The following is a 24,500-nucleotide window of genomic DNA, read 5'->3' on the forward strand; positions in this document are numbered from 1 at the left end:
ACTGGCGCCATGGCGGAGAACGATCTGAAACAGGCGGTAGAGGCGGCGCTGGCGAAGCCGCCGCAGCGGATCATGGCGATTACGCTGGATGACGGCCGCCGGGCCTGGCTCAAGCGCATCGAGCGGCTTTCGCTGCGGCTGCGGATCCAGAAAGGCGACCCCGCGCGCGCTTTCGAGCGTGAGCGCGCGGGGCTTGCGGCCTTTGCCGCAAGCGGGCTGCCGGTGCCGGAAATCCTGCTGGAGGGTGCGGATTTCCTTGTGCTTGCGGATGCCGGGCCGTCGCTCATGGGCCTTTTGCGGGACCGGGGCGGGCCGGATGGCGAGGTGCTGCGCGCTTTCGCTGCCGCAGGCGCCGGGCTCGGGCAGGTGCATCGGGCCGGGTTCTCGCACGGGCGCCCGACGCCGCGCGATGTCTGCTGGGACGGCCGCGTTGCACGGTTCATTGATCTTGAGCGGTTTTCACCGGCGCGCCACAGCCCCTACTGGCAGGCATGGGATGTGGTGATCTTTGTCCAGAGCTGCTTCAGCCACTGGCCCAATGACAGCCGCTGTGCCGACGCCATGCTGGCGGCCTATGCGCAGGCCGCACCGGAAGGCGCCCGCACCCGGATTGCCGCACTTTCCCGCAGGCTCGGCTGGTTGGGCCGGCTGTCCCGGTTATTGTCGCGCCTGCGCCCGAAAAGCCGCGAGTTGCGTGCGGTCAGCCTGACGATTTCCCGGCTCACGCAGTTGTGATGATTTGCGTTATCGGCATATATGCCGAATGGCGTTTCCATTACATGAAAACGTAAACGGGCCCGTTCCGAACAAGCGTGAACAGGCCCTGTCATTTGTCCGGCACAAAGCGGCCGATGGAAGGAAGCCGGGTGTCATCTGGCGGAAACGCCGCAAAACGCAATGCGGGATCATGACGCAATCGCGGCACCCGGCCCGCCCTTTCCCTAAGGGAAATGTCCGATCCGTCAGATCTTGAATTCAGAGAGCGGCCGCCCCTGCTGCTGGGCTTCCACAAGCCAGCGGGGCCGGCGTCCGCGCCCGGACCAGGTCTGATCGGGGTTGCCGGGGTTGCGATACTTGGGCGGGAGTTTTCCACCCGCGACACCTGCCGGGGCGGCGCCGAGCAATTCATCGAGCGGATAACCGAATTCGGCGGCGGCCTGCTCGGCGGCGCGAAGGGCCTCGCGACGGTCGCGCTTCTCGGCCTTCTTCAGGGCCTTTTCGACTTCGGCCTGCAAATGCTGCAGATCGCTGCGCGACATTTCATCAAGTTTGAATTCCATGATTGCCTCATTCCCTTGGAGATCGGAATATTGAATCTCTACTTGCGCCACTCTTGGCCCGAGTCAAGAGCGGTCCGGCAGGGAAGTGGAAACCAAATGGAAAATGGCTTTATTCTGCTTATTGCGCCGCGACCGGCTTCTGATCGACCAGCGCAACCATATCCATCATGATGACGTTCAGTTCGAAATCCTTGGGCGTATAAATCTTTGCCACGCCCATTTCCGTCAAACGCCTTGCATCGTCCCGGGGAATGATCCCGCCTACAATAACCGGGACATGTCCCATTCCGGCCTCGCGAAGGCGCTCCATGACCTCGCGCACAAGGGGGATATGGCTGCCCGAAAGGACCGAAATGCCCAGCACATGGGCCTGTTCGTCGATCGCGGCATTGACGATTTCCTCGGGTGTCATGCGGATGCCGTCATAGACGATGTCCATGCCCACGTCGCGGGCGCGCACGGCGATCTGCTCGGCCCCGTTCGAATGCCCGTCGAGGCCCGGCTTGCCCATCAGCAGCTTCATCCGCCGGCCCAGGCGGCGGCTCACCGCATCCACGGCCTCGCGCAGATCGTCCAGCCCCTCGGTGCGATTCGAGACCGACCCGGAAACGCCGGTCGGGCCGCGATAGGTGCCGTGAACCGCGCGCATCTGGTCGGCCCATTCGCCCGTGGTCGCCCCGGCCTTGGCGGCGGCGATCGACGGTTCCATGATGTTGCGCCCCTCGCTCGCGGCGGCGCGCAGCTCCGACAGGGCGGCCTGCACCTTCGCCTCGTCACGATCGCGGCGCCAGGCGTTCAGCCGGTCGATCTGGGCCTGTTCCGCGGCCGGATCGACCACCATGATGCCGCCGTCCTCGCCGACCAGCGGCGAGGGTTCGCTGGTGGTGAACTTGTTGACGCCGACCACCACGGTTTCGCCCGATTCGACGCGCGCCATGCGTTCGGAATTCGACTCCACCAGCCGCGATTTCATGTAGTCGATGGCCGAGATCGCCCCGCCCATGCTTTCGAGGTTGGCCAGTTCGGCGCGCGCGCCTTCCTTGAGCGCCTCGACCTTCGCATCCACCGCCGGGTTGCCGTCAAATAGATCGTCATATTCCAGAAGGTCGGTCTCATAGGCCAGGATCTGCTGCATCCGCATGGACCATTGCTGATCCCAGGGGCGCGGCAGGCCGAGCGCCTCGTTCCACGCCGGAAGCTGCACCGCGCGCGCGCGTGCCTTCTTCGACAGCGTGACCGCGAGCATCTCGAGCAGGATGCGATAGACGTTGTTTTCCGGCTGCGGCTCCGTCAGGCCGAGGCTGTTCACCTGCACGCCATAGCGGAAGCGGCGGTATTTCGCGTCCTCGACGCCATAGCGTTCCCGGCAGATCTCGTCCCAGAGATCGACGAAGGCGCGCATCTTGCACATTTCGGTGACGAAACGGATTCCGGCATTCACAAAGAAGGAAATCCGCCCGACCAGCGCCGGGAAATCCTCGGCGGCGACGCGGGGGCGCAGCTCGTCCAGGACCGCGATCGCGGTGGCCAGCGCAAAGGCAAGCTCCTGCTCGGGCGTCGCCCCGGCCTCCTGCAGGTGGTAGGAGCACACATTCATCGGGTTCCACTTGGGAACGTGGCGATAGCAGTATTCGGCCACATCCGCGATCATCCGCAGCGACGGTTTCGGCGGGCAGACATAGGTGCCGCGCGACAGGTATTCCTTGATCAGGTCGTTCTGAACGGTGCCCTGCAGCTTGCCGATGTCGGCGCCCTGTTCTTCGGCCACGGCAATATAGAGCGACAGCAGCCAGGGCGCGGTGGCGTTGATCGTCATCGACGTGTTCATCTGTTCGAGCGGGATCTGATCGAACAGCATGCGCATGTCGCCAAGGTGGCAGACCGGCACCCCGACCTTTCCCACCTCGCCCCGTGCGAGCACGTGATCGCTGTCATAACCCGTCTGCGTCGGCAGATCGAACGCCACCGAAAGGCCGGTCTGGCCCTTGGACAGGTTGCTGCGATAAAGGGCGTTGCTTTCCTTGGCCGTGGAATGTCCCGCATAGGTGCGGATGAGCCAGGGGCGGTCTTTCTGGGCCATGGTGCGGTCTCGAAACAATATTACGGTCGGGTCAGAACTAGCGTAACAATGCTGCACCGTCAATTCGCCGCAATGCAGAATTGCCGCGAATGGCGCCGGGCGGCCCGGAAAAACCGCGACTGAGAGGGCCGGTGCGATGCAAGGCCCGGACTGCAAAGCCGCCGGCCGGTTTCCGTGACCGGGCGCGGGCGCCCGGGAGGCTCTCGTTCTTGGCGCGGGCCCGCTCCACCGGTATGATGCCCGAAGATGCGCCGCCTGAACGCGAATCCGTGGCCACGCAATTGCGGATCGAGGGTCCGCTACGAGACCTCGTGGTCATATTGTTTCAAATGTCCCAGTTCATCGGTTGCATTGTTTCGCGCCGAAACGTAAAGGTGCTGCATCTGCCAGTTCTGCGCCGCAGCAAAGGAGTTTCATCATGGGTCTTGATGCCCGCGACACCATCGCGCCCTATGAGGCGCCCGAAAAGGATCTGTATGACGTCGGCGAGATTCCTCCGCTCGGATACGTGCCGAAGAAGATGCACGCCTGGGCCATTCGCAAGGAACGTCACGGAGAGCCCAACACCGCCATGCTGGAAGAGGTCGTGGATATTCCCGAACTCGGCAGCCACGACGTGCTGGTCCTGGTGATGGCCGCCGGCGTCAATTACAACGGCATCTGGGCCGCGCTGGGCAAGCCGGTGAGCCCGTTTGACGGGCACAAGCAGCCGTTCCACATCGCCGGGTCGGATGCGTCGGGCATTGTCTGGGCGGTCGGCGACAGCGTGACCCGCTGGAAGGTCGGCGACGAGGTCGTGATCCACTGCAACCAGGACGACGGCGACGACGAGGAATGCAACGGCGGCGATCCGCTTTATTCCCCGACGCAGCGGATCTGGGGTTACGAGACCCCCGACGGCTCCTTTGCACAGTTCACGCGCGTGCAGGCGCAGCAGCTGATGCCGCGGCCCAGGCACCTGACCTGGGAAGAATCGGCCTGCTACACGCTGACGCTCGCCACCGCCTACCGGATGCTGTTCGGTCACCCCCCGCATGAGCTCAAGCCCGGCTATAACGTGCTGGTCTGGGGCGCCTCGGGCGGGCTCGGTTCCTTCGCGATCCAGCTGGTCACCGCCGCGGGTGCCAATGCGATCGGCGTGATCTCGGACGAGAGCAAGCGCGACTTCGTGATGGGGCTCGGGGCCAAGGGCGTGATCAACCGCCGCGATTTCGACTGCTGGGGGCAGCTGCCCACGGTGAACACGCCGGAATACAACGAATGGCTCAAGGAATCGCGCAAGTTCGGCAAGGCGATCTGGGACATCACCGGCAAGGGCGTGAACGTCGATATCGTCTTTGAACATCCGGGCGAGTCTACCTTCCCGGTCTCGACGCTGGTGGTCAAGCGCGGCGGCATGGTGGTGATCTGCGCCGGCACCACCGGGTTCAACCTGACCTTCGACGTGCGTTACATGTGGATGCACCAGAAGCGCCTTCAGGGCAGCCATTTCGCCCATCTCAAGCAGGCGAGCGCCGCGAACCGGCTGATGCTGGAAAAGCGGCTCGATCCCTGCCTGTCGGAAACCTTTGCCTGGGATGAACTGCCGACCGCGCACATGAAAATGCTGCACAACGAGCACAAGCCGGGGAACATGGCGGTGCTGATCCAGTCGCCGAAGACCGGACTGCGCACCATGGAAGAGGTGCTCGCCGCGCGCGGCTGATTCGCCCGGCCGGTTCACATTGGTGCCCGTGATGCCCGTTCGCATCGCGGGCATTTTCTTTTTCCGGCCCGGTTCCATACGAATCAATTACTTCGCAGGGTCATGCCTCACCATTTTTGATGGAGCGAAAGCCGTGAATATCGGCGGAGTTCCGCTGGCACTAGATTTTTAACCTGACGTTAAGACATGGGGAGGAAACTGAGATGCGGCACGATTGGATACTGGACGTCCTTCAGGATCTTTGCACATATACCTCTGCGAACGGGATGGCGGACTTGGCAGAACATCTGGCCGATGCCAAACTGATCGCGGCGATGGAAATCGCGACCACGAAGCATGAGGTGGATGTCACCGTCCATGGACAAGGTGGATCTGGATCAGATACTGCGGGATTTGGACGCCACCAGCACGCTTGACGGCCTGCAGGACATCATCGCCGCGCTGCGCGATGGCTTTGGTGTCGATCACATGGTCTATCACTGGGTCGACAGTGCCGGCGATCAATACGGGTGCGGCACCTATAGCGACGAATGGGTAAACCTGTACCTGGAGCGCAATTACCTCAGGATCGACCCTGTCATTCTCGGATGCTACCAGCGTTTCCATCCCGTGGACTGGAAGCGGCTGGACTGGACCAGCAAGTCATCGCGCGAATTCTTTTCCCAGGCGGTGAAATACGGCATCGGCAATCAGGGGTTTTCGATCCCGATCCGGGGGCCGAACGGCCAGTTCGCGCTGTTCACGACAAGCCACAATTGCGACGACGATACCTGGGCGGATTTCATCGAGAACCACAGCCGCGATCTGATCCTGATCGGTCATTACTTTCACCGCAAGGCGCTCGAATTCGAGCCGGAGCGCCAGTCGGACCAGCCCCGCGCCCTGTCGCCGCGCGAAGTCGATGCCATGACCCTGATCGCGCTCGGCTACAGCCGGGCGCAGGTGGCCGAAACGCTGGCGATTTCCGAGAACACGCTGCGGGTCTATATCGAAAGCGCCCGTTTCAAGCTGGGCGCGCTCAACACCACCCATGCCGTGGCCCGGGCGCTGAGCCGGGGGCTCATCGTCGTCTGATCCGGCGCAATCGGCTGCTTTCTGCCCATGTTTCCCCGTTGCCGGCGCGCTCTTGTGCCGCTGACAAAGTGTTAACTTTTTGGACCGTAGCATTGCGGTTGCGAATACCGCTTGGGGAGACACTGCTATGCTGCACTATCTATATGGTCACGACCTTCACCAACATCCCGAACTCGCGGCGGCCATGTTCCGCGATCGGACCGACCAGTTTCACACCCGGCTCGGCTGGGATGTGACCATCGACGAACAGGGGTTCGAGCGCGATCAGTATGACGATCTCGATCCGCTCTATGTCATCTGGGAAAACGCGGACGGAAGCCATGGGGGCTCCATGCGCTTTCTGCCGACCACCGGGCCGGTCATGGTCAACGACGTGTTCGGCCATCTGCTGGGCGGCGGGCCCGTGGTCAGCCCCCTGATCTGGGAATGCACGCGATTCTGCCTTGCCCGAAACGCGCCCTCGTCCGTTGCCGCCGCCCTCATGCTCGGCGGCGGGGAAATCATGACGAACTTCGGCATACGCCACTTTGTCGGCGTTTTTGACGCCCGCATGGTGCGCATCTACCGCGCCATCGGCTCCTCGCCCGAGGTTCTGGGCGGCGAGGGAGAGGGGCGCGAGCGCATCAGCGTCGGCCTGTGGGAATTCTCGCCCGAGGCGCGCGCGCGTGTGGCGGCCCGGGCCGGCATCCCGGCCGAACTTTCGCGCCTGTGGTTCGACCGCTCATTCGGCACGCCGCCACCACGGGAAATGGCGCTGACCGCCTGATTCTGGCGTCGCCGGCTCTGGTCGGGGCGCGGGCCGGGCTGTAGGGTCGCGCGCATGAGCAGCGACCCGAACCTCGCCTTTTCACCCGACCAGGCCGCGGCCCTGAGCGCCGTGGGCGACGGGTTGCACGCGGCCGGAATCGACCTTGCCAGCGGCACGCTGATCCCGCCCGAGGGGGACGCGCCAGATGTGCTTGCGATGATCGGCAAGGCGGGATCGGGCAAGACCCTGCTCTTGGTCGAGCTGTTCAAGGCGCTGCGCGAGGCCGGCGTTTCGGTGATCTCGGCGGATTACGAAAGCCGCCGGCTGACCGGCGAACGCACGCTTGCCATTCTCGCGCCGACCAACAAGGCGGCAAGCGTGCTGCGCCTGCGGGGCGTGCCGGCGACGACGATCCACAGGATCATCTATACGCCGGTCTATGACCCGGAATACGAGCGCATCGCCGAATGGCTGGAGGGCAAGGGCGAGCGCCCCGCGATCGAGGGGCTGACCGATGCGGCGCTCGACCGGGCGGCGGCCTTTTATGGTCAGCACGCGTCGATTCCCGGTGCCCTTGCCGCGGCGGGGCTGCGCGGATCGGATTTCATCACGGGCTGGAAACGGCGGGACGAGCCGCTCGATATCGGTTTCGTCGACGAGGCGTCGATGCTCGATGACCGGCAATTCGAGGATCTCAAGCAGATCTTCTCGCATCTGGTGCTGTTCGGCGATCCGGCGCAGCTCGCGCCGGTTCAGCAATCGGGCAGCATGGTCTTCGACGCGCTGCCCGACACCCGCAAGCTCCTGCTTCACCGCGTGCATCGGCAGCAGGCCGACAGCCCGATTCTCGACCTCGCCCATGCGCTCGCCGATCCCGACCTCGATTTCGCCGGGTTCGAGCAGATGATTCGCGAGCGCGCGGCGCATGATCCGCGCGTGGTCTGGGCGGAACGGGTCGATGTCGATCTCATGGCCCGCAGCCCGGTGCTGGTCTGGCGCAACAACACGCGAATCCGGCTGATAAACGCATTTCGCGCCGTCCACGAGGCGCCCGAGGATGCGCTTCTTGCCGGAGAGCCGCTGATCTGCGACGGAATCGAACTGCCGCTCAAGCACCGCCGCAAGCGGCTCGACCTCGAGGCGCGGGGCCTCATCCGCGGCGCGCAGGTGATCTATCTCGGCGCCGGCCGCAAGCCCGGATTCTCGCGCCTGCATGTGGTCGGCGCCGAGGATCCGCAACTGAGCGCGGCCAGCATCATCCGCATCGAGAAGCCGGACGAGGAAGAGCCCTTCATTCCCTATGCGGCGCGGATGGGGGCGACCTTTCTGCATGGTGCGGCGGTCACGATCCACAAGGCGCAGGGGTCGCAATGGGAAAACGTTCAGGTGTTTGCCCCCGATCTTTTCGTCGCCGCCCGCATGGGCCGGGTCGAGGCCGGTCAGCCGCTGTGGAAGCGCCTGGCCTATGTCGCGATCACCCGCGCCCAGGAGCGGCTGATCTGGGTCGTGCGCAACCGCCTGTCGCGCCCGACCCATCCGCTGCGTCTTGACGATCTGCGCGCACAGCCGGCCCCGGCGCTTTCGCTCAATGAGGGCGCGGCGGACTGACGTTACCAGTTGCGCAGCTTGCGGAATGCCTCGGATGCGCCCCAGCCGGCAAGGATCGCCACCGCGAGCGACATCAGCCCGTAGAAAAAGGGCCGTGCATGGGCCAGCGCGAACAGCCAGCGTTCCAGCCCGACCTTGCGCACGTCGATGCTGGAGTCATGTTCCGATATGACCTCGCCCTTGCGGGTCAGAAAGATGCGCACGTCATAGACGCCCTCGACCAGTTCCGAGGGCATGGAAATGGCGGTGCTGAACAGCGTTTCCTGCCGCAGGTCGACCCGGCCTTCACGCTGCTGATAAAGGTTTGCCCGTTCGCGGATGCGGATGATCGCCTCGGTGAACCGCTCCGCGTCCCGGATCGTGTCGGGCGCGCCGACCGCGCGGATCGCCCGGTTGATCGAGATCTTGCGCCGCAGGTCTTCGGTGCTGGTCAGGATATCCTCGAGCGGCCCGGTGGTCGCGACGGCATAGAAGCTCGGCGCGGAATCGACCACCACCGCATCGGTGTTGATCCAGATGCCGAATTGCCGGGTCTTGCGCCGGACGGTCAGCCGCTGGTCGGGCCCCTCGACGGTGATGATGACGCCGAGCGGCGCGTCCTCGGGCGGCGCCTCGCGCTTCACGGCGCCGTAGATCAGGATTTGCGAGCCGGTAAAGCTCGTGTTGATCGAGATGCGGTCTTCCGACAGGCCAAGCACCACTTCCTCGCGGGCCGCCCCCTGTCCCGGCAGGAGCAGCAGAAGCGCGAGGACCAGCAGCCGCGCCACCACCTCAGCGCCCCGACCGCAGGGAGATGGAATAGGGCTCGGCCGGCGCGACCAGCAGGTCGAACGCCAGTTTGCTGCAGACCGCGATCACCAGCGCCGCCAGAAGCAGCCGCAGCAGCTCGGGCTTGATCTTGACCGCAAGCTGGGTGCCGAACTGCGCCCCGATCACCCCGCCCAGAAGCAGGAGCACCGCCAGCACCACATCGACGGTGTAATTGGTCACCGCGTGCAGAAGCGTCGTCAGCGCCGCGACAAAGATGATCTGGAACAGCGAGGTTCCGACCACCACCTTGGTCGGCATGCCGAGGATATAGATCATGGCCGGCACCATGATGAACCCGCCGCCCACACCCATGATCGCCGCCAGCACCCCGACCGCGGCACCGATCATGATCGGCGGAATGACCGAGATATAAAGCCCCGAGGTGCGGAACCGCATCTTGATCGGCCAGATATGCACCCAGTTGCGCTGCCGCCTGCGCCTCGGAAGCTCGGCACCGATGCGGCGGCTCCTGCGGAAGGCCCTGACGCTTTCGACGAACATCAGCAGGCCGATGATGCCAAGGAACACGACGTAAAGCAGCTGCACCAGCAGATCGACCTGACCAAGGCGGCGAAGATAGTTGAATATCACCATCCCCACCACGACCCCGACGAGCCCGCCGGCCAGCAGCATCCCGCCCATGCGCAGATCGACGGTGCGCTTGCGAAAATGGGTCAGCGCCCCGGAAAATGACGAAGCAACGATCTGGTTGGCGCCGGTCGCCACCGCCACGGCCGGCGGGATGCCGATGAAGAACAGCAGCGGCGTCATCAGGAATCCGCCGCCGACGCCGAACATGCCGGACAGCAGCCCGACGATTCCCCCGAGCCCGAGCGCGAGGAAGATGTTGACCGACACCTCGGCGATGGGCAGGTAGATCTGCATCAGATCCGTGTCCTGTATCCGCGTTCCCGTTCTGCACACTCCGTAACCGGAACCGGGCTCCGGGTCGAGTGGATGATGCGGGGCCGCCTCAGGGCAGGGTGCGCGTCATCAGGATCGCATCGACCGGCGTGCGGCCCTTGCGGCTGTAATACTCCCGGCGCCGCCCGGTGGCGGCATAGCCGCAGCCGGCATAGAGCGCGACGGCCGCGGAATTGTCAGCCGCAACCTCGAGGAACGCACGCTGTGCGCCCATGCGGGCGGCCTCGGTCTGCCATTGCTTCATCAGCGCGCGGGCCAGTCCCTTGCGGCGCTGTGCGGGATGGGTCGCGACGGTCAGCAGTTCGGCCTCGTCAAGGATCACGCGAAACAGGGCGAAGGCGCGGTCATCGCCCATCGCGCGGGTGCCTGCCCCGGCCAGGAGATCCGCGAACTCGGCGGCGCTCCAGCCGCGGTCGTCATGATTGGCGGCGCGGTGCAGGGCGGCAAGGTCTTCCAGGGTTGGGGCCTGCCTCATTCGTCCAGCAGAACGGGCGGCGCCTCGCGCATGGGGGCGGCGTCGGCCGGGCGCACATAAAGCGGGGCAGGGCGGGGCGGGTTCGCCTGCCAGCGGGTTGCGGCCACCTGGCAGATGGCGGCTGCGAGCCGGTCGGGCGCGAACCCGGTCGCCACATCGCCGGCCGCCTCGCGCGTCACCAGATGCGGGATCTCGGCGGGATCCGCCGGGTTGCAAAGATAAATCCGCTCGCGCGGCGCCTCGATCCCGGTTTTCTGCCCCGGCGCAAGACAGGCCCGCGCCTCGCAGCCGCTGACGCCGACCGCCGGAATGCCGAGCCCGAGCACGAGCCCCCGCGCCGCCGCGACGGCGATGCGGATGCCGGTGAAATTCCCGGGCCCGATGCCGATCCCGATCGCGGCAAGGTCGTGCCAGCCCGCACCCGCGTCCGCCAGGATTTCCTCCAGAAAGGGAACAAGCCGTTCCGCCTGGCCGCGCGCCATGGGCTCCGCCCGCTGCAAAAGCAGCTTGTCACCCCGCAGAAGCGCACCGGCGCAGGCGGGGCCCGAGGTGTCGAAACCAAGGATCAGGGGCATGCGGTCCATCCGCGCTCCGCTGCCGGGGCCGCGGCCCTCTGCATCAGGGCGCCACGGGGCGCACTTCGCTCACTTCGGGGATATAATGACGCAGCAGGTTCTCGATGCCCATCTTCAGGGTCAGCATGGACGAGGGGCAGCCCGCGCAGGCGCCCTGCATGTGCAGATACACGATGCCGTCGTCATAGCTTTGGAAGGTGATGTCGCCGCCGTCCTGCGCCACCGCCGGGCGCACCCGCGTGTCGAGAAGATCCTTGATCTGTTCGACGACGTCGCTGTCGGGGCCGCTGTGTTCGGCATGGGCCGGCCCCATGGTGTGATCGGGCATCACCACCGGATCGCCCGACTGGAAATGATCCATGATCGCGCCAAGGATGGCCGGGCGGATATGATCCCATTCGGCCTCTTCGGCCTTGGTCACGGTGATGAAGTCCTGTCCGAAGAAAACCCCCGCAACGCCGTCGAGCGAAAAAATCCGCGTGGCGAGGGGGGATTGTGCGGCGGCTTCCTCGGCCGGGAAGTCCATCGTCCCCGTTTCGAGCACCTGTTGACCGGGCAGGAACTTCAGCGTCGCCGGATTGGGAGTCGATTCGGTCTGGATGAACATATGCACCTCCATTGAATGCCGTTCCGATATGCGCCCGGCGGGCCGGCAAGTCAAGGTTTGGAACGGTTCTAAGATTTATGCAGGCGGATGCCGGCACCGTCCGGCTGTCAGGCGATCTCGGCAAGCTTTTCCTTGCTGAGATGTCCCGGCACGATCGTGAGCGGGATCGGAAGGGAGCCGAGGTTGCGGGTGACCTGGCCCAGCAGCGGCCCCGGGTTCTTGCTGTCCTCGCTTGCGCCCATCACCAGCATGCCGATGTCCGGGTCTTCCTCGATCAGCGCCAGAAGCTCCGGCAGGGGATCGCCCTCGCGGATGACAAGCTCGGGGTCGAGGTTCTGGCGGTCGCGCATCCATTTGGCGAACACCTCGAAATGGGCCTCGATCCGCTCGCGCAGCTCGTCGCGCATGACTTCGGCGACGCCGATCCAGTGATTGTATTCGTCGCGCGGAATGATCGACAGGATGGTGACGCCGCCGCCGCTGTTGGTCGCGCGCATGGCGGCAAAGCGCATGGCGTTCAGGCATTCGCGGCTGTCATCCAGCACCACCAGGAATTTGCGCATCGCTCCCCCTTTTGCGCGTTGCGCCATCGTTCACATGTCTTGCACGGCGGCGATGATGCCCCATGGCAGAGAGGCAGGCAACCGTTCCGCCTGGACCGCGACATCAGATCACGGCGCGCAGCAGCCATCCGATATAGGCCGCGTAACCGGCCATCAGCGCCGCCCCTTCGCGGCGTTCGATCCGCCAGCCGGTGCGCGCGAACAGAAGCAGCGCCGCGGTCGCGGCAATCATCACCCAGATGTCGAGCGAGATGATCTCGTCGGGAACGCGCAGCGGCTTGACCAGCGCCGTTACCCCGAGGATGCCCAGCATGTTGAAGATGTTGGAGCCGATGATATTGCCAAGCGCCACGGCGCTGTGCCCCTTGCGGGCGGCGATCACCGAGGTGACCAGTTCGGGCATCGAGGTGCCGAGCGCAACGATGGTCAGGCCGATCAGGGTTTCCGACATGCCGGCGGCGGCGGCGATCGAGATGGCGGCCGCGACCATGTATTTCGCGCCGAGAATCGTCAGCACGAGCCCCGCGACAAGCGCCAGCGCGGCATTCACCCACCCGCCCTGCACCGGAGAGGGCAAGTCGTCCGTCAAGCCCTCGCCCGCGCCGGCGGGGCGATGCAGTTCGCGCCAGAGCATGATCCCGAGATAGGTCGCCAGCACCGCAAGCAGCACGCCCCCCGACCAGCGCTCCAGGACCCCGACCAGCACGACGACAAGGCAAAGAACAGTGGCCAGCGACAGCGTCACCCCGTCGCGCAGGAACCCGGCGCGCGGCACCGCAAGCGGCGAGATCAGCGCGGCAAGGCCGAGAATCAGCAGGATATTGACGATGTTGCTGCCGACGACGTTGCCGACGGCGATCCCGGGCGAACCGGCGAGCGCGGCCTCGATGCTGGTCACGAGTTCGGGCAGCGAGGTGCCGAAGCCGACCAGGGTCAACCCGATGATGAGCGGGGGAACATTGAAGCGCTGCGCAAGCGCGACCGCCCCCCGCACGAGCAACTCGCCGCCGAAGATCAGGGCGGCGAAACCGCCGAGCAGAATGAGGATATCCGTCATGTTCCCTGTCTGCTTCCCTGTCTGCCGTTCGGCTGCGGGCCGGCGGCGCTGGTTCTGCCGCTCAAGATGTGTGTCCCCCGGTCGTCCGCAAGGGGGAAGGCGCGCTTTTCCGGCGGCTTCGTCTGCATCAGGAGCGGATCATGCCGATGATCTCGTAGGCGCGCCCGAGGATCGGCCCGGTGATGTCCCGCGCGCGGCGCGCGCCCGCCGCGAGGATCCGGTCGATCTCGGCCGGATCGGCGAGCAGGCGGCGCATCTCGTCCGAAATCGGTGCAAGCTGCGCCACGGCGAGCTCGGCAAGCTTTGGCTTGAACTCGGAAAACTGGAGCCCGCCGACCTCGCCGAGGGTCTCGTCCAGGGTCCGGTCGGACAGGGCGGCGTAGATATTCACCAGGTTGCGCGCCTCTGCCCGCCCCTCGAGCCCCGCGGCTTCGGAGGGCAGGGCATCGAAATCGGTGCGGGCCTTGCGGATTTTCTGGGCGATCGTGTCGGCATCGTCCATCAGGTTGATGCGGCTTGCGTCCGAAGGGTCGGATTTGCTCATCTTCTTGCTGCCGTCGCGCAGCGACATGACCCGCGTCGCCGTGCCCTCGATCACCGGGTCGGGCAGGGGGAAGAAATCGACGCCGTAGTCATGGTTGAACTTGGCCGCGATGTCCCGGGTCAGTTCGACGTGCTGTTTCTGGTCCTCGCCCACGGGCACGTGGGTTGCGTGATAGACCAGAATATCGGCCGCCATCAGCGCCGGATAGACGAACAGCCCGAGCGAGGCTTTCTCGGCGTTCTTGCCGGCCTTGTCCTTGAACTGCGTCATGCGCTTCATCCAGCCCATGCGGGCGACGCAGCTCATGACCCAGGCGAGCTCGGCGTGTTCGGGCACCTGGCTCTGGTTGATCAGGATGGATTTTTCCGGGTCGACCCCGGCGGCGATGTAGCCCGCGCAGAGCGTGCGCGTGCTTTGCGCCAGATCCGCCGGATCCTGCCAGACGGTGATCGCATGCAGATCCACCATGCAATAGATGGTTTCCATGCCCTTGTCCTGCATCGCGGCAAAGCGGCGGATGGCACCGAGGTAGTTGCCGAGATGGAGCGCGCCCGAGGGCTGAATGCCGGAAAAGACGCGCGGCGTGAATTTCGCCTCGGTCATCTGCAAACTCCTGTCTGGAAAATCGCCTGCGCCTCGCTTACCCATGGGCCGAGGCATCGTCAACCGACGCCGGGGCGGCGCGGGCAGGAAGGATAGCGGGCGAATGGATAACGACAGGTCTGCGGTCAACCCGCTGCCGCCGGTGGTCGCGGCGCTGTTTCTGGTCATCATCGGGATCGAGATCGTGCTCCAGCTTGGCGAGCGCGGGATCATCGGCGGTGCCGGTGCGGTCGGCTGGCGGCTCGCCGCGATCCAGTCGCATGCCTTTTCCGGCGCCGTGCTCGACTGGATGGTGGCGAACAACCACTGGCCGCCGGCGCAACTGGCGCGCTTCGTCACCTATCCCTTCGTGCATGCCTCGTTCACCCATGCGCTGTTCGCGGGCGTTATCCTGCTTGCCATGGGCAAGATGGTGGGAGAGGCTTTCGGCCAGATCGCGACGCTGGCGATCTTTGTCGTCTCGGGGATCGGCGGTGCGCTGGCCTATGCGCTGATCCTGGACGATCCGCAGCCGCTGATCGGTGGATTTCCCCCGGTTTACGGGCTGATCGGCGCCTTTACCTGGCTGCTTGCGCGGTCGCTCGCGCGGATCGGGGCGAACCAGTCCCGCGCTTTCACGCTGATCGCGGTGCTGATGGGCATCCAGCTCCTGTTCGGCGTGTTCTTCGAGACGCAGAACGACTGGGTGGCGGATCTCGGGGGCTTTGCCGCGGGATTCGGGCTTTGTTTCGTGGTCTCGCCGGCCGGCTGGGCCCGGCTGCGCGGGCGGGGCCGGGGTCGGGGCCGGGGCGAATAGCGGGCTCAGCCGCGCCGGCGCCGGCCCAGCATGAGGCCGAATTCGGAAAGACGGAACGCGCCGATCAACCGGCCGGTCACGAAATAGACCGCCATGCCAAGGGCGATCAGCCCCGCGAGCGCAACATAGCGCAGCCCCGCCGTTTCCAGCGGCACGCGCAGCAGATGCGCCGCCCCGAGCAGCGCCGCACCCATCACCAGCGCGGCCGCGCAGATCCGCCAGATCCGCCCGGCAAAGCGTGCGTCGAACCGCGCGACCTCGCCCATGGAGCGGCGCCCGCGCATCAGCAGCACCACCATCGCCCAGCCGGCCAGGGTGGTCGCGATGGCCGGGGCATACCAGCCGAGCAGCGGGGCAAGGCCGATCGCGACGGCGGCATTCAGGATCATGGCGACCAGCGCAAAATAGAACGGTGTGCGGGTGTTCTCGCGTGCGAAATAGAGCGGCTGGAGGATCTTCTGCAGCACGAAGGCCGGCAGGCCCAGCCCGTAAAGTGCGACCGCGAGCGCGATCGCCCGGCTGTCGGCGGCGGTGGTGGCGCCGCGCTCGAACATCACTGAAACCAGCGGCAGCGGGATCACCACCAGCGCCACCGCCGAGGGGATGGTGAGCATGAGCGCTGCCTCGCCCGCGCGACTGAAGGCATGGCGCCCGCCGGCGTGATCCTGTGCCGCAAGGCGGCGCGACAGATCCGGCAGCAGCACCACGCCGATGGCGATTCCGACCACGCCGAGCGGCAGCTGGTAAAGCCGGTCGGCCGCATAGAGCCAGCCCACCGCCTTGTCGAAATAGCTGGCGACCTGCTGGCCGACCAGCAGGTTCACCTGCACCACACCACCGGCGAGCGCGGCCGGGATGGCGATGCGCACGAGGCGGCGCATCTCGGGATCAAGGCGCGGCAGGCGTGGGCGCAACCGGAAGCCGGCGCGCTCGGCGGCGATCCAGACCAGCGCCAGTTGCCCGACCCCGGCGACCGGAATACCCCAGATCAGCGCCCGCGCGACGTCGCCCCCGAACCACACCGCTCCGCCCATGGCCGCGATCAGCATCACATTGAGCAGCACCGGCGCCGCCGCCGCGGCGGCAAAGCGCCCCATGGCGTTCAGCACCCCCGAAAGCAGCGCCGCAAGCGAGATGAACAGCACATAGGGAAAGGCGATGCGCCCGAATTCGACCGACAGCGTGAACCGCTCTTCGCCGGCAAAGCCGCTGGCCAGCGCGAAGATCAGCCAGGGCATCAGCACCTGCGCGGCGAGCGTGAGCAGGATCAGGATGCTGGCCAGCCCGGCAAAGGCGGTTTCGGCGAAATCCCGCGCGTCGGTGCCGGTCTCGAGCTTTTTCGAGAACATCGGCACGAAGGCCATGTTGAAGGCACCCTCGGCAAAGAAGCGCCGGAACATGTTGGGCAGGCGGAAGGCGACGACATAGGCCTCGTACAGCGGCCCGGTGCCCAGCAGCGCCAGGATCAGCGCATCGCGCAGAAAGCCGAGCACCCGCGACAGGAGCGTCCAGCCGCCAACGGTAAGAAAGCTCGAAAGCAGGCGGATCGGCTTCACGGCATGGCCCTTTGTCCCGGATGCTGCCGCGCAGACCTATCCGCCCGGCCCTGCCGCCGCAACGGGAATTGCCGGACAAGGGTGGCTGTGGCCGGCGGCAGCGCGAAGCCGGGCGCGCCCGCGGCAAGAGAACCTGGCCGTGCCCCAAGGCCGAATCGCGAGGGCGGGTGCGTCTGCCGGCGCCGCGCATCGCGCGCATCCGGTCCGGGGCTCACGAGGCCGCGCGCAAGTCAGGCCCTGCGCGCGGGTGCTTTCGACCAAGAAGCGGGCGACCGGGAAGCGGGGGGCGTTGGTCAGTCGTGCCCGCCTGCGTGGCGGATCAGGACCCCGCGCCGGAGAAGCTGCGCGGGGCGGGATCGACCACCACCACCTTCTGGTCGCGCACCGTGGCGATGGCCAGCGCACGTTCGTTGGAGCCGTCGCGCCGCAGGCGGATCGCGCCGCTCACGCCCTGGAAACCGGCCCCCTGCGTCAGCGCCGCGGTGCCGAGATCGGTGCGCCCGTTGCGCAGCAGCGCGCCGACGATGGCGATCCCGTCATAGGCAAGCCCGCCGATCGCATGGGGCTGGCCGCCATAGGCCGCTGCATAGCGCCCGTTGAAGGCGGCGGTGCGCACCGGGTCGGGCAGGGCGAACCAGCCGCCCTGCACCCCGGGAATCGCCAGCGTCTGCGGCGGGATGTCCCAACGGGTCAGGCCGATGAACTGGACGTCCTGCGGCGACACGCCGGCTTCGGGCAGCATCTGCGCAAAGAGCGGCAGCGCCCCGGCGGTGTTCGCCGTCAGAAAGACCGCATCGGCATCGGCGTTCTTCACCGCTTCGCTGACGCGCGGCACGGCGGCGACCACGCTCTGCTGCGAAATGTCGTAGGAGACGGCGCCGGACAGCCGGGCCGAACCGGCGGAGGCGGCCCTGCGGATCGCCGAATACCCCATCTCCCCCGCGAGGTCGTTGCCATAGACGGCGACGATGCTGCGCTTGCCCCGGGACGAGGCAAAGCGCATCAGCCGCTCGGCCGAGTTGTCGAAGGTCTGGCCGAGCACGAAGACATTGCCGCCCGCGATGCTCGGGTTGTTGGAGAACGAAAGCACGCTCACGCCGCTGTCGCGCACGGCGATGCCGGCGGCATTGGCGGATTCGGCATAGAGCGGGCCGAGAATGATGCTGGCGCCCTCGTCCACGGCCTTGCGCGCCTGCGCGGCGGCGGTGGTGGCATTGCCGGCCGTGTCATAGACCCGGAGGTTGATCTGCGGGCGGCCGTTCAGGTCGGCGATCGCGAGGCGCGCGGCGTTTTCAAGGCTTTTGGACAGAACCCCGTCCCCCGGCTGCCCCGAGCCCTGCGGCACGAGGAGCGCGACGGTGACCGGCTGCCCGCTTTCCACCGACGGGCCCGCGCCGGGCGCCGCGACCTCGTCACAGGCCGCAAGGGCCAGCATCGTGAGCAGCGCGAAGGCATACAGCGCGAGCTTGCGGGCGGAGTGGAAAGTGGCGACCATGGATGCGGCTCCGTTTCGGCAGGGGTAATTTTCGGCAGGGGTGATCGTTTCCGTGCCGGCTTTGGATAATAGACGTCAGGGAAGGCGGGTCCAGCATTGAATCTCAACACGCTCAGCCTGGAGCCGGGGCTCTACCTGGTCGGAACGCCGATCGGCTCGGCGCGGGACATCACGCTGCGGGCGCTCGACGTGCTCGCCTCGGCCGAGGTGATCGCGGCCGAGGATACCCGCAGCCTGCGCCACCTGCTGACGATCCACGGCATCGCCCTGAACGGGCGCCGGATCCTGTCCTATCACGACCACAGCGGCGCAAGGAGCCGCGATCAGCTGCTGGAGGCGCTGGCGGAGGGGCGCTCGGTCGCCTATGCCTCGGAAGCCGGGATGCCGCTGATCGCCGACCCGGGATATGATCTCGTGCGGGCGGTGATCGCCGCCGGCCACCCGGTCACCGCCGCGCCAGGCCCCACCGCCGCCGTGACCGCGCTGGCCCTGGCCGGGCTGCCGACCGATGCGTTCTTTTTCGCAGGCTTCCTCCCCCCGGCCCGGGCGGCCCGCCGCAGCCGGTTGAAACGGCTTGCCGAGGTGCCGGGGACGCTCGTCTTCTATGAATCTCCGCGCCGTCTGCGCGCCAGCATCGCCGATATGGCCGAGGTCCTCGGGGCCGGGCGGGACGCGGCGGTCTGCCGGGAGTTGACCAAGAAGTTCGAAGAAGTCCTGCGGGCGCGGCTGGCGGATCTGCCCGATCTGGTGGCCGGGACCACGCTGCGCGGCGAGATCGTGATCCTCGTCGATCGCGGACAGGAGGCCGAAATGGATACAATTGTCCTGAAACGGGAGTTGACGGAGGCGCGCCAAACGCTTTCCCTGAAAGATGCGGTGGATCTGGTGGCGGGGCGGCACGCGATTTCACGCCGCGATGTCTATCAACTGGCGCTCGCGCTGGAAAAAGGGTCCGAACATGGGGAATGAGATGCAGCAGACCAGGGCATTGCGGGGCGCCCGCGCCTATCATTCGGGGCTTGCCGCCGAGGACAGCGTCGCGCGCCTTTACGAGCGGCGCGGCTATCGGATGGTCGCGCGCCGCTGGCGCAGCCGGGCCGGCGAAATCGACCTGGTCGCCGACGATTCGGACGAGCTGGTCTTCGTCGAGGTCAAGAAGGCGCGCAGCTTCGCCGCCGCCGCCGAACGGATCGGCCGGCGCCAGATGCGGCGGATCGGCCTCGCGGCGCAGGACTACCTGGAAAACAGCGGCCGCGGCATCCTGACGAACATGCGCTTCGACGTCGCCCTCGTGGATGCCGGCGGCGGCGTGCAGCTTATCGAGAACGCCTTCGAAGCAGCCTGAACGGGCAAACCCGTTCCGCGCCCTTCCCTCCGCCTGCGCTGCGCGGATGCGCCCGAAGCTTCCGGGATCGCCGTTGCACCCCTGCGCGGACTGCGTCATCTATTGGCAACAGCGATGGAGTGTCCCGCCATGAAAGTTGCCTTTCAGATGGATTCGATCTGGTCCGTCAATATCAATGCTGACAGCACCTTCCGCCTTGCCGAGGAAGCGCAGGCGCGCGGGCATGACCTGTTCTATTACGAGCCCGACCACCTGGCCTATGAAGAGGGACGGATCACGGCACGGGCGCATCCGCTTCAGGTGCGCCGCGATGCGGAACGGCCGGCCAGTCTCGGCCCGGCGCAGCGGCTCGACCTGGCCGGGATGGATGTGATCTGGCTGCGCCAGGATCCGCCCTTCGACATGCATTACATCACCACCACCCATATCCTCGACCGGCTCGCCGGGAAGGTTCTGGTGGTGAACGATCCGTTCTGGGTGCGCAACTGCCCCGAAAAGCTCCTGGTGCTGGACTTTCCCGACCTGACGCCCCCGACCACCGTGGCGCGCGATCTGGAGACCATCCGCGCCTTCAAGGAACGCCACGGCGACATCATTCTCAAGCCGCTTTACGGCAACGGCGGCGCCGGGGTGTTCCGTCTTGACGAAGCCGACCGCAACCTGACCTCGCTGCATGAACTGTTCACCGGTTTCTCGCGCGAGCCGCTGATCGTGCAGAAGTTCCTCCCCGCGGTGGCGCAGGGCGACCGGCGGGTGATCCTCGTCGACGGAGAGCCGGTCGGGGCGATCAACCGCATCCCCGCCGCGGGCGAGACGCGTTCGAACATGCATGCGGGCGGGCGCCCCGAAAAGATCGCCCTTTCCGAACGGGATCGAGAGATCTGCGCCTGTATCGGGCCCCTCCTGCGGGAAAAAGGGCAGATTTTCGTCGGGATCGACGTGATCGGCGACTGGCTGACCGAGATCAACCTGACCTCTCCCACCGGCATTCAGGAACTGGAACGCTTTGACGGCATCAATGTCGCCGCCCGGATCTGGGAGACCGTCGAGGCGCGCGCCGCCCGTGCATGAGCTGGCAGCGGTTCGTTCTCAACCGATTGTTGCGCTGGATCGAAAAGCCGGCGCTGGCGCGGGCCGATGAGCCGCTCGAACTCCGGCGCCGCTTTGAAAACCGCATGCGTCGCTGGGCGCGCCCGCCGCCCGGAAGCCGGCTGTCGCGGGGCGACCTTGCCGGCCTCCCCGCGCTGCGAATCGATCCGGCGTGGCAGGCCGAGGGCGTCATCCTTTACCTGCACGGCGGGGCTTATATCCTCGGCAGTCCCGACACCCATGCCGCGCTGGCGGCAAATCTCGTGCGCCGCAGCGGGATGCGCGCCTGGCTCCCTGCCTATCGGCTGGCGCCCGAACATGCGTTTCCGGCGGCCTTCGATGATGCCCTGACCGCCTATCGGGCGCTGCTCGATGCGGGCACCACGCCCGAGCGGATCATCCTTGGCGGCGACAGTGCCGGCGGCGGGCTGGCCCTTGCGCTGATCGCGGCGCTGCCGGCCCGTTCGCTGCCGCTTCCCCGGGCGGTCTTTGCCTTTTCGCCCCTGGCCGACATGAGCTTTTCGGGCAAGTCGTTCCGCGGAAATGCCCGCGCCGAAGCCATGCTGCCGGCGGGACGGGCCGCCGACATGGCGCGGCTGTATCTGCAGGGGCATGACCCCTGCGATCCCCGCGCCTCGCCGCTTTTTGCCGATCTTGCCGCCGCCCCGCCGGTCTGGCTGAGCGTGGGCGACACCGAGATCCTGCTCGACGATGCCCGGCGGCTCGAATGCAGGCTGCGTGCGGCGGGGCGTGAGGTCGAATTGCACATCGGCCGCGATCTGCCTCATGCCTGGCCGCTGTTTCACGGCGTCCTGCCCGAGGCCGGGGCGACGCTCGCGCGGCTTGCGCGCTGGATCAGGCGGCAATACGCGTCGTCAGGCGATAGCTGAGCGCTTCGGCCAGATGGGGCCGGCGCACCTCGGGCGAGGCATCCAGGTCCGCGATGGTGCGCGCAAGGCGCAGCACGCGATGATAGCCCCGCGCCGAAAGGCCGAAATGCCCCGCCGCCCGCTGCAACAGCTCGCGCCCCTCGGCATCGGGGCGCGCGGTCTACTCCAGCACCTCTCCCCCGGCATCCGCGTTGAGGCGCAGCCCCGGGGCATCGCCATAGCGTTGCGCCTGAATGTCGCGCGCGGCAGCGACACGGGCGGCGATGGTTGCCGAATCGTCCCCCGAGGGCGGCAGGTCGAGGTCGGTGAAACCGACCGGCGGCACCTCGAGGCGCAGATCGAACCGATCCATGAGCGGCCCCGAGATGCGGCCCAGATAATCGTCGCCGCAGGCCGGAGCGCGGGAACAGGCGCGCGCCGGATCCGACAGATAGCCGCAGCGGCAGGGATTGGCGGCAGCGATCAGCATGAAGCGGCAGGGATATGTCACATGGGCATTGGCCCGCGCGATCATCACCTTGCCGGATTCGATGGGCTGGCGCAGGGTTTCCAGCACGGAGCGGGCGAATTCGGGGAATTCGTCCATGAACAGCACCCCGTTATGCGCAAGGCTGATCTCGCCCGGGCGGGCGCTGCGCCCGCCGCCGGTAATCGCCGCCATCGAGGCGGTGTGATGCGGTTCGCGAAACGGGCGGCTGCGGCTGATTCCGCCTTCGTCCAGCAGCCCGCAGAGCGAATGGATCATGGATGTCTCGAGCGCCTCGGCCGGTGACAGCGGCGGCAGGATGCCGGGAAGCCGCGCCGCCAGCATGGATTTTCCCGATCCCGGCGTGCCGACCATCAGCAGGTGATGGCGCCCGGCCGCGGCGATTTCGAGCGCACGCTTGGCCCGCTCCTGTCCGCGCACGTCGCGCATGTCGCGGCTCGCCGGGGCAGGGGCGACCTCGCCGGGTTCGGCCGGGGCGATCGGCCGCTGGCCGGTGAAGTGGCGCACGAGATCGCCGAGCGAATCCGCCGCGATCACCTGCGCCGCACCGACCCAGGCGGCCTCGGCCCCCGATGCGCGGGGACAGAGCAGGATGCGGCCATGCTCCGCCGCCGCCATGGCCGCCGGCAGCGCGCCGGGCACCGCAACGAGCGCCCCGTCGAGCGAAAGCTCGCCAAGCGACAGCGCGCCTTCGGCGGCGTCAGCGGGGATGATGTCCAGCGCCGCAAGCAGGGCCAGTGCGATCGGCAGGTCGAAATGGCTGCCCTCCTTGGGCAGATCGGCCGGGGAAAGGTTGATGGTGATGCGCCGCGAGGGCAGGGCGATCGCCATGGCGCCAAAAGCGCTGCGCACCCGTTCGCGCGCCTCGGAAACCGCCTTGTCGGGCAGGCCGACGATGGAAAACGACGGCAGGCCGGGGCTGACCGCGCATTGCACCTCGACCATGCGCGCCTCGACCCCCTGGAAGGCAACCGTGAATGTCCGCGCAACCATGGCCTCACCGAAACTGCCCCGTCTTGGAACAGCTAGCGCCGGAGCGGTTGACGAAAGGTTAACGGTGCCGGGTCAGGGCAGGTGATTGATCGCCTCTGCCCGCCAGCCGTCAGCGTCAAGCGCGATGCTCGTCACCGAAAGATTGTCGATTTCATGGGCGAAGGCGGCGACCGCGGGCACCGAAAGGCTGCGCTGGATCTGGGTCAGGATCACGCCGAAATGGGCGACAACGATCAGGTCGCGCCCCGGATGCGTATGGATCAGCCCATCAATCGTGCGATCGACGCGGCGGCGGACCTGATTCCAGCTTTCGCCGCCGGGAGGGGCGGATTCGCCCGGACGCTCCCAGAAGGCGCGGATAAGGTCCGGCGCGGTTGCGTCGATCTCGTCATAGCTTTTCAGTTCCCAGGCGCCGAAATTGATCTCCCGCAGGCTGCGCCGGTGCGGGAGCCGCTGGCGGCTGCCGGCGATGGCGTCGGCGGTGGCGCGGGCGCGCTGCAGGTCGGAGGAGACCACGAGCCCATCGCCCGGCAGCCAGGCATCGAGCCGCGCCAGCGCCGCCCGGTCGCGCAGGTCGGCCGGCAGATCGGCCCAGCCGACCATGGCGCGCATATGGGTCGGCCCGTGCCGCACCAGGAACAGCCGGCTCACGGCAGTTGTCCCTTGAGCACGAGCGGCAGTCCCGCGATCACCTGCACGACCAGGTCGGCCTGCGCCGCAAGCTGTGCATTGAGCCGGCCCTGCGCCTCGCGGAAGCGGCGCGACAGCGCATCCGCGGGAACGATTCCCTGCCCGACCTCGTTCGAGACCACGACCACCCTTGCGCGGCAGTCATCAAGCGCCGCCAGCAGGTCTTGTGCGGCGGCGGCCGGATCGCGCCCGGTGCCCATCAGATTGCCGAGCCAGAGCGTCGCGCAGTCGATCAGGCAGCAGTCGCCCCCGCCGAGCCCCGGCAGCGCGCCGGCGATATCGAGCGGCTCCTCGATCAGCCGCCAGCGTTCATCGCGCCGCGCCGCGTGGCGCGCGATCTTGGCGCTCATTTCGCCGTCGCCCGCCTCGGCCGTGGCCAGATAGACCGGCGAGAGGCCGGAACCGGTCACCAGATCCTCGGCCCAGGCCGACTTGCCCGACGCGGCGCCTCCTAGAACGAATGTAAGCTTTTTCAACAAGGCGCGCGAACCTTTTGCGATCTTGGG

At 66.8% G+C, this 24,500-nt stretch carries 24 protein-coding genes and 1 pseudogene; 10 read left to right on the forward strand and 15 right to left on the reverse strand.

Annotated elements, in window-relative coordinates; genetic code table 11:
• The first annotated feature begins 9 nt into the window (after positions 1 to 9).
• The gene (locus tag B0B01_RS08805; protein ID WP_076649520.1) at positions 10 to 735 is read left to right on the forward strand and encodes a BUD32 family EKC/KEOPS complex subunit; all 726 of its coding nucleotides are present in this window, start codon (positions 10 to 12) and stop codon (positions 733 to 735) included.
• A 227-nt stretch (positions 736 to 962) separates the two neighbouring features.
• On the opposite strand, the gene B0B01_RS08810 is transcribed toward B0B01_RS08805, so the two are convergent.
• Both B0B01_RS08810 and B0B01_RS08815 read right to left on the reverse strand, forming a co-directional pair.
• Entirely contained in the window at positions 963 to 1,331 is a 369-nt protein-coding gene (locus B0B01_RS08810) for an H-NS histone family protein (RefSeq protein WP_327082986.1), read from the reverse strand.
• Between the two features lie 67 nt (positions 1,332 to 1,398).
• On the reverse strand, positions 1,399 to 3,360 hold the full coding sequence (locus tag B0B01_RS08815; RefSeq protein ID WP_076649522.1) for a protein meaA: 1,962 nt from the start codon (positions 3,358 to 3,360) through the stop codon (positions 1,399 to 1,401).
• A 418-nt stretch (positions 3,361 to 3,778) separates the two neighbouring features.
• Here B0B01_RS08815 and ccrA point away from each other — a divergent pair, with 418 nt between their 5' ends.
• The 4 genes from ccrA (at position 3,779) to B0B01_RS08840 (ending at position 8,495) form a co-directional block, all read left to right on the forward strand.
• Positions 3,779 to 5,065, forward strand: coding sequence for a crotonyl-CoA carboxylase/reductase (gene ccrA / locus B0B01_RS08820; protein WP_076649523.1), 1,287 nt, complete (start codon positions 3,779 to 3,781; stop codon positions 5,063 to 5,065).
• Positions 5,066 to 5,410: 345 nt separating this feature from the next.
• On the forward strand, positions 5,411 to 6,139 hold the full coding sequence (locus B0B01_RS08830) for a helix-turn-helix transcriptional regulator (protein ID WP_234967735.1): 729 nt from the start codon (positions 5,411 to 5,413) through the stop codon (positions 6,137 to 6,139).
• Between the two features lie 127 nt (positions 6,140 to 6,266).
• The gene (locus B0B01_RS08835) at positions 6,267 to 6,905 is read left to right on the forward strand and encodes an acyl-homoserine-lactone synthase (protein ID WP_076649526.1); all 639 of its coding nucleotides are present in this window, start codon (positions 6,267 to 6,269) and stop codon (positions 6,903 to 6,905) included.
• 54 nt (positions 6,906 to 6,959) lie between these two features.
• A complete protein-coding gene (locus B0B01_RS08840) occupies positions 6,960 to 8,495 on the forward strand; it encodes an AAA family ATPase (RefSeq protein WP_076649527.1) in 1,536 nt (511 codons plus the stop codon).
• 2 nt (positions 8,496 to 8,497) lie between these two features.
• On the opposite strand, the gene B0B01_RS08845 is transcribed toward B0B01_RS08840, so the two are convergent.
• From B0B01_RS08845 to trpS, 8 genes are all read right to left on the reverse strand, one after another.
• On the reverse strand, positions 8,498 to 9,262 hold the full coding sequence (locus B0B01_RS08845) for a TIGR02186 family protein (RefSeq protein ID WP_076650138.1): 765 nt from the start codon (positions 9,260 to 9,262) through the stop codon (positions 8,498 to 8,500).
• Between the two features lie 4 nt (positions 9,263 to 9,266).
• Positions 9,267 to 10,190, reverse strand: a complete 924-nt coding sequence (locus B0B01_RS08850; protein ID WP_076649528.1) for a sulfite exporter TauE/SafE family protein — start codon at positions 10,188 to 10,190, stop codon at positions 9,267 to 9,269.
• Positions 10,191 to 10,278: 88 nt separating this feature from the next.
• The gene (locus tag B0B01_RS08855) at positions 10,279 to 10,704 is read right to left on the reverse strand and encodes a GNAT family N-acetyltransferase (RefSeq protein WP_076649529.1); all 426 of its coding nucleotides are present in this window, start codon (positions 10,702 to 10,704) and stop codon (positions 10,279 to 10,281) included.
• On the reverse strand, positions 10,701 to 11,279 hold the full coding sequence (gene tsaB / locus B0B01_RS08860) for a tRNA (adenosine(37)-N6)-threonylcarbamoyltransferase complex dimerization subunit type 1 TsaB (protein WP_076650139.1): 579 nt from the start codon (positions 11,277 to 11,279) through the stop codon (positions 10,701 to 10,703). Before tsaB ends, B0B01_RS08855 begins: the two co-directional genes overlap by 4 nt.
• A gap of 43 nt (positions 11,280 to 11,322) precedes the next feature.
• Positions 11,323 to 11,886, reverse strand: a complete 564-nt coding sequence (locus B0B01_RS08865; protein ID WP_076650140.1) for a NifU family protein — start codon at positions 11,884 to 11,886, stop codon at positions 11,323 to 11,325.
• A 107-nt stretch (positions 11,887 to 11,993) separates the two neighbouring features.
• Positions 11,994 to 12,449 (reverse strand): universal stress protein, encoded by a 456-nt coding sequence (locus B0B01_RS08870; RefSeq protein WP_076649530.1) that lies wholly within the window; start codon positions 12,447 to 12,449, stop codon positions 11,994 to 11,996.
• A gap of 103 nt (positions 12,450 to 12,552) precedes the next feature.
• The gene (locus B0B01_RS08875; protein WP_076649531.1) at positions 12,553 to 13,506 is read right to left on the reverse strand and encodes a calcium/sodium antiporter; all 954 of its coding nucleotides are present in this window, start codon (positions 13,504 to 13,506) and stop codon (positions 12,553 to 12,555) included.
• A gap of 127 nt (positions 13,507 to 13,633) precedes the next feature.
• Entirely contained in the window at positions 13,634 to 14,653 is a 1,020-nt protein-coding gene (gene trpS / locus B0B01_RS08880) for a tryptophan--tRNA ligase (protein WP_076649532.1), read from the reverse strand.
• Positions 14,654 to 14,756: 103 nt separating this feature from the next.
• On the opposite strand from trpS, the gene B0B01_RS08885 reads away from it, so the two are divergent.
• Positions 14,757 to 15,449 carry a rhomboid family intramembrane serine protease gene (locus B0B01_RS08885; protein ID WP_076649533.1) on the forward strand — a complete coding sequence of 231 codons (693 nt, stop codon included), beginning with the start codon at positions 14,757 to 14,759 and terminating at the stop codon, positions 15,447 to 15,449.
• 5 nt (positions 15,450 to 15,454) lie between these two features.
• Here B0B01_RS08885 and murJ read toward each other — a convergent pair whose 3' ends face one another.
• Positions 15,455 to 17,005: a murein biosynthesis integral membrane protein MurJ gene (gene murJ, locus B0B01_RS08890; RefSeq protein ID WP_076649534.1), complete on the reverse strand. Its 1,551-nt coding sequence runs from the start codon at positions 17,003 to 17,005 to the stop codon at positions 15,455 to 15,457.
• A gap of 319 nt (positions 17,006 to 17,324) precedes the next feature.
• Positions 17,325 to 18,500 carry a penicillin-binding protein activator gene (locus B0B01_RS08895; protein ID WP_076649535.1) on the reverse strand — a complete coding sequence of 392 codons (1,176 nt, stop codon included), beginning with the start codon at positions 18,498 to 18,500 and terminating at the stop codon, positions 17,325 to 17,327.
• A 96-nt stretch (positions 18,501 to 18,596) separates the two neighbouring features.
• Between B0B01_RS08895 and rsmI the strand changes: the two genes are divergently transcribed.
• The 4 genes from rsmI (at position 18,597) to B0B01_RS08915 (ending at position 21,824) form a co-directional block, all read left to right on the forward strand.
• Positions 18,597 to 19,469 carry a 16S rRNA (cytidine(1402)-2'-O)-methyltransferase gene (gene rsmI, locus B0B01_RS08900; RefSeq protein WP_076649536.1) on the forward strand — a complete coding sequence of 291 codons (873 nt, stop codon included), beginning with the start codon at positions 18,597 to 18,599 and terminating at the stop codon, positions 19,467 to 19,469.
• A 19-nt stretch (positions 19,470 to 19,488) separates the two neighbouring features.
• The gene (locus B0B01_RS08905; protein WP_076650141.1) at positions 19,489 to 19,845 is read left to right on the forward strand and encodes a YraN family protein; all 357 of its coding nucleotides are present in this window, start codon (positions 19,489 to 19,491) and stop codon (positions 19,843 to 19,845) included.
• Positions 19,846 to 19,974: 129 nt separating this feature from the next.
• A complete protein-coding gene (gshB, locus tag B0B01_RS08910; protein ID WP_076649537.1) occupies positions 19,975 to 20,916 on the forward strand; it encodes a glutathione synthase in 942 nt (313 codons plus the stop codon).
• On the forward strand, positions 20,913 to 21,824 hold the full coding sequence (locus tag B0B01_RS08915) for an alpha/beta hydrolase (protein WP_076649538.1): 912 nt from the start codon (positions 20,913 to 20,915) through the stop codon (positions 21,822 to 21,824). Before gshB ends, B0B01_RS08915 begins: the two co-directional genes overlap by 4 nt.
• Here B0B01_RS08915 and B0B01_RS08920 read toward each other — a convergent pair.
• The 3 genes and pseudogenes from B0B01_RS08920 to cobU all read right to left on the reverse strand — a co-directional run bounded on the left by B0B01_RS08920 (position 21,790) and on the right by cobU (position 24,470).
• Positions 21,790 to 23,304, reverse strand: a pseudogene (locus tag B0B01_RS08920) (YifB family Mg chelatase-like AAA ATPase). The gene B0B01_RS08915 and the pseudogene B0B01_RS08920 overlap by 35 nt on opposite strands.
• 72 nt (positions 23,305 to 23,376) lie before the next feature.
• Entirely contained in the window at positions 23,377 to 23,955 is a 579-nt protein-coding gene (locus tag B0B01_RS08925; protein WP_076649539.1) for a histidine phosphatase family protein, read from the reverse strand.
• On the reverse strand, positions 23,952 to 24,470 hold the full coding sequence (gene cobU / locus B0B01_RS08930; protein ID WP_327082987.1) for a bifunctional adenosylcobinamide kinase/adenosylcobinamide-phosphate guanylyltransferase: 519 nt from the start codon (positions 24,468 to 24,470) through the stop codon (positions 23,952 to 23,954). Before cobU ends, B0B01_RS08925 begins: the two co-directional genes overlap by 4 nt.
• Between the last annotated feature and the right edge of the window lie 30 nt (positions 24,471 to 24,500).

The organism is Pontibaca methylaminivorans (assembly GCF_900156525.1).
In the GTDB taxonomy this organism is placed as follows: Bacteria; Pseudomonadota; Alphaproteobacteria; order Rhodobacterales; family Rhodobacteraceae; genus Pontibaca; species Pontibaca methylaminivorans.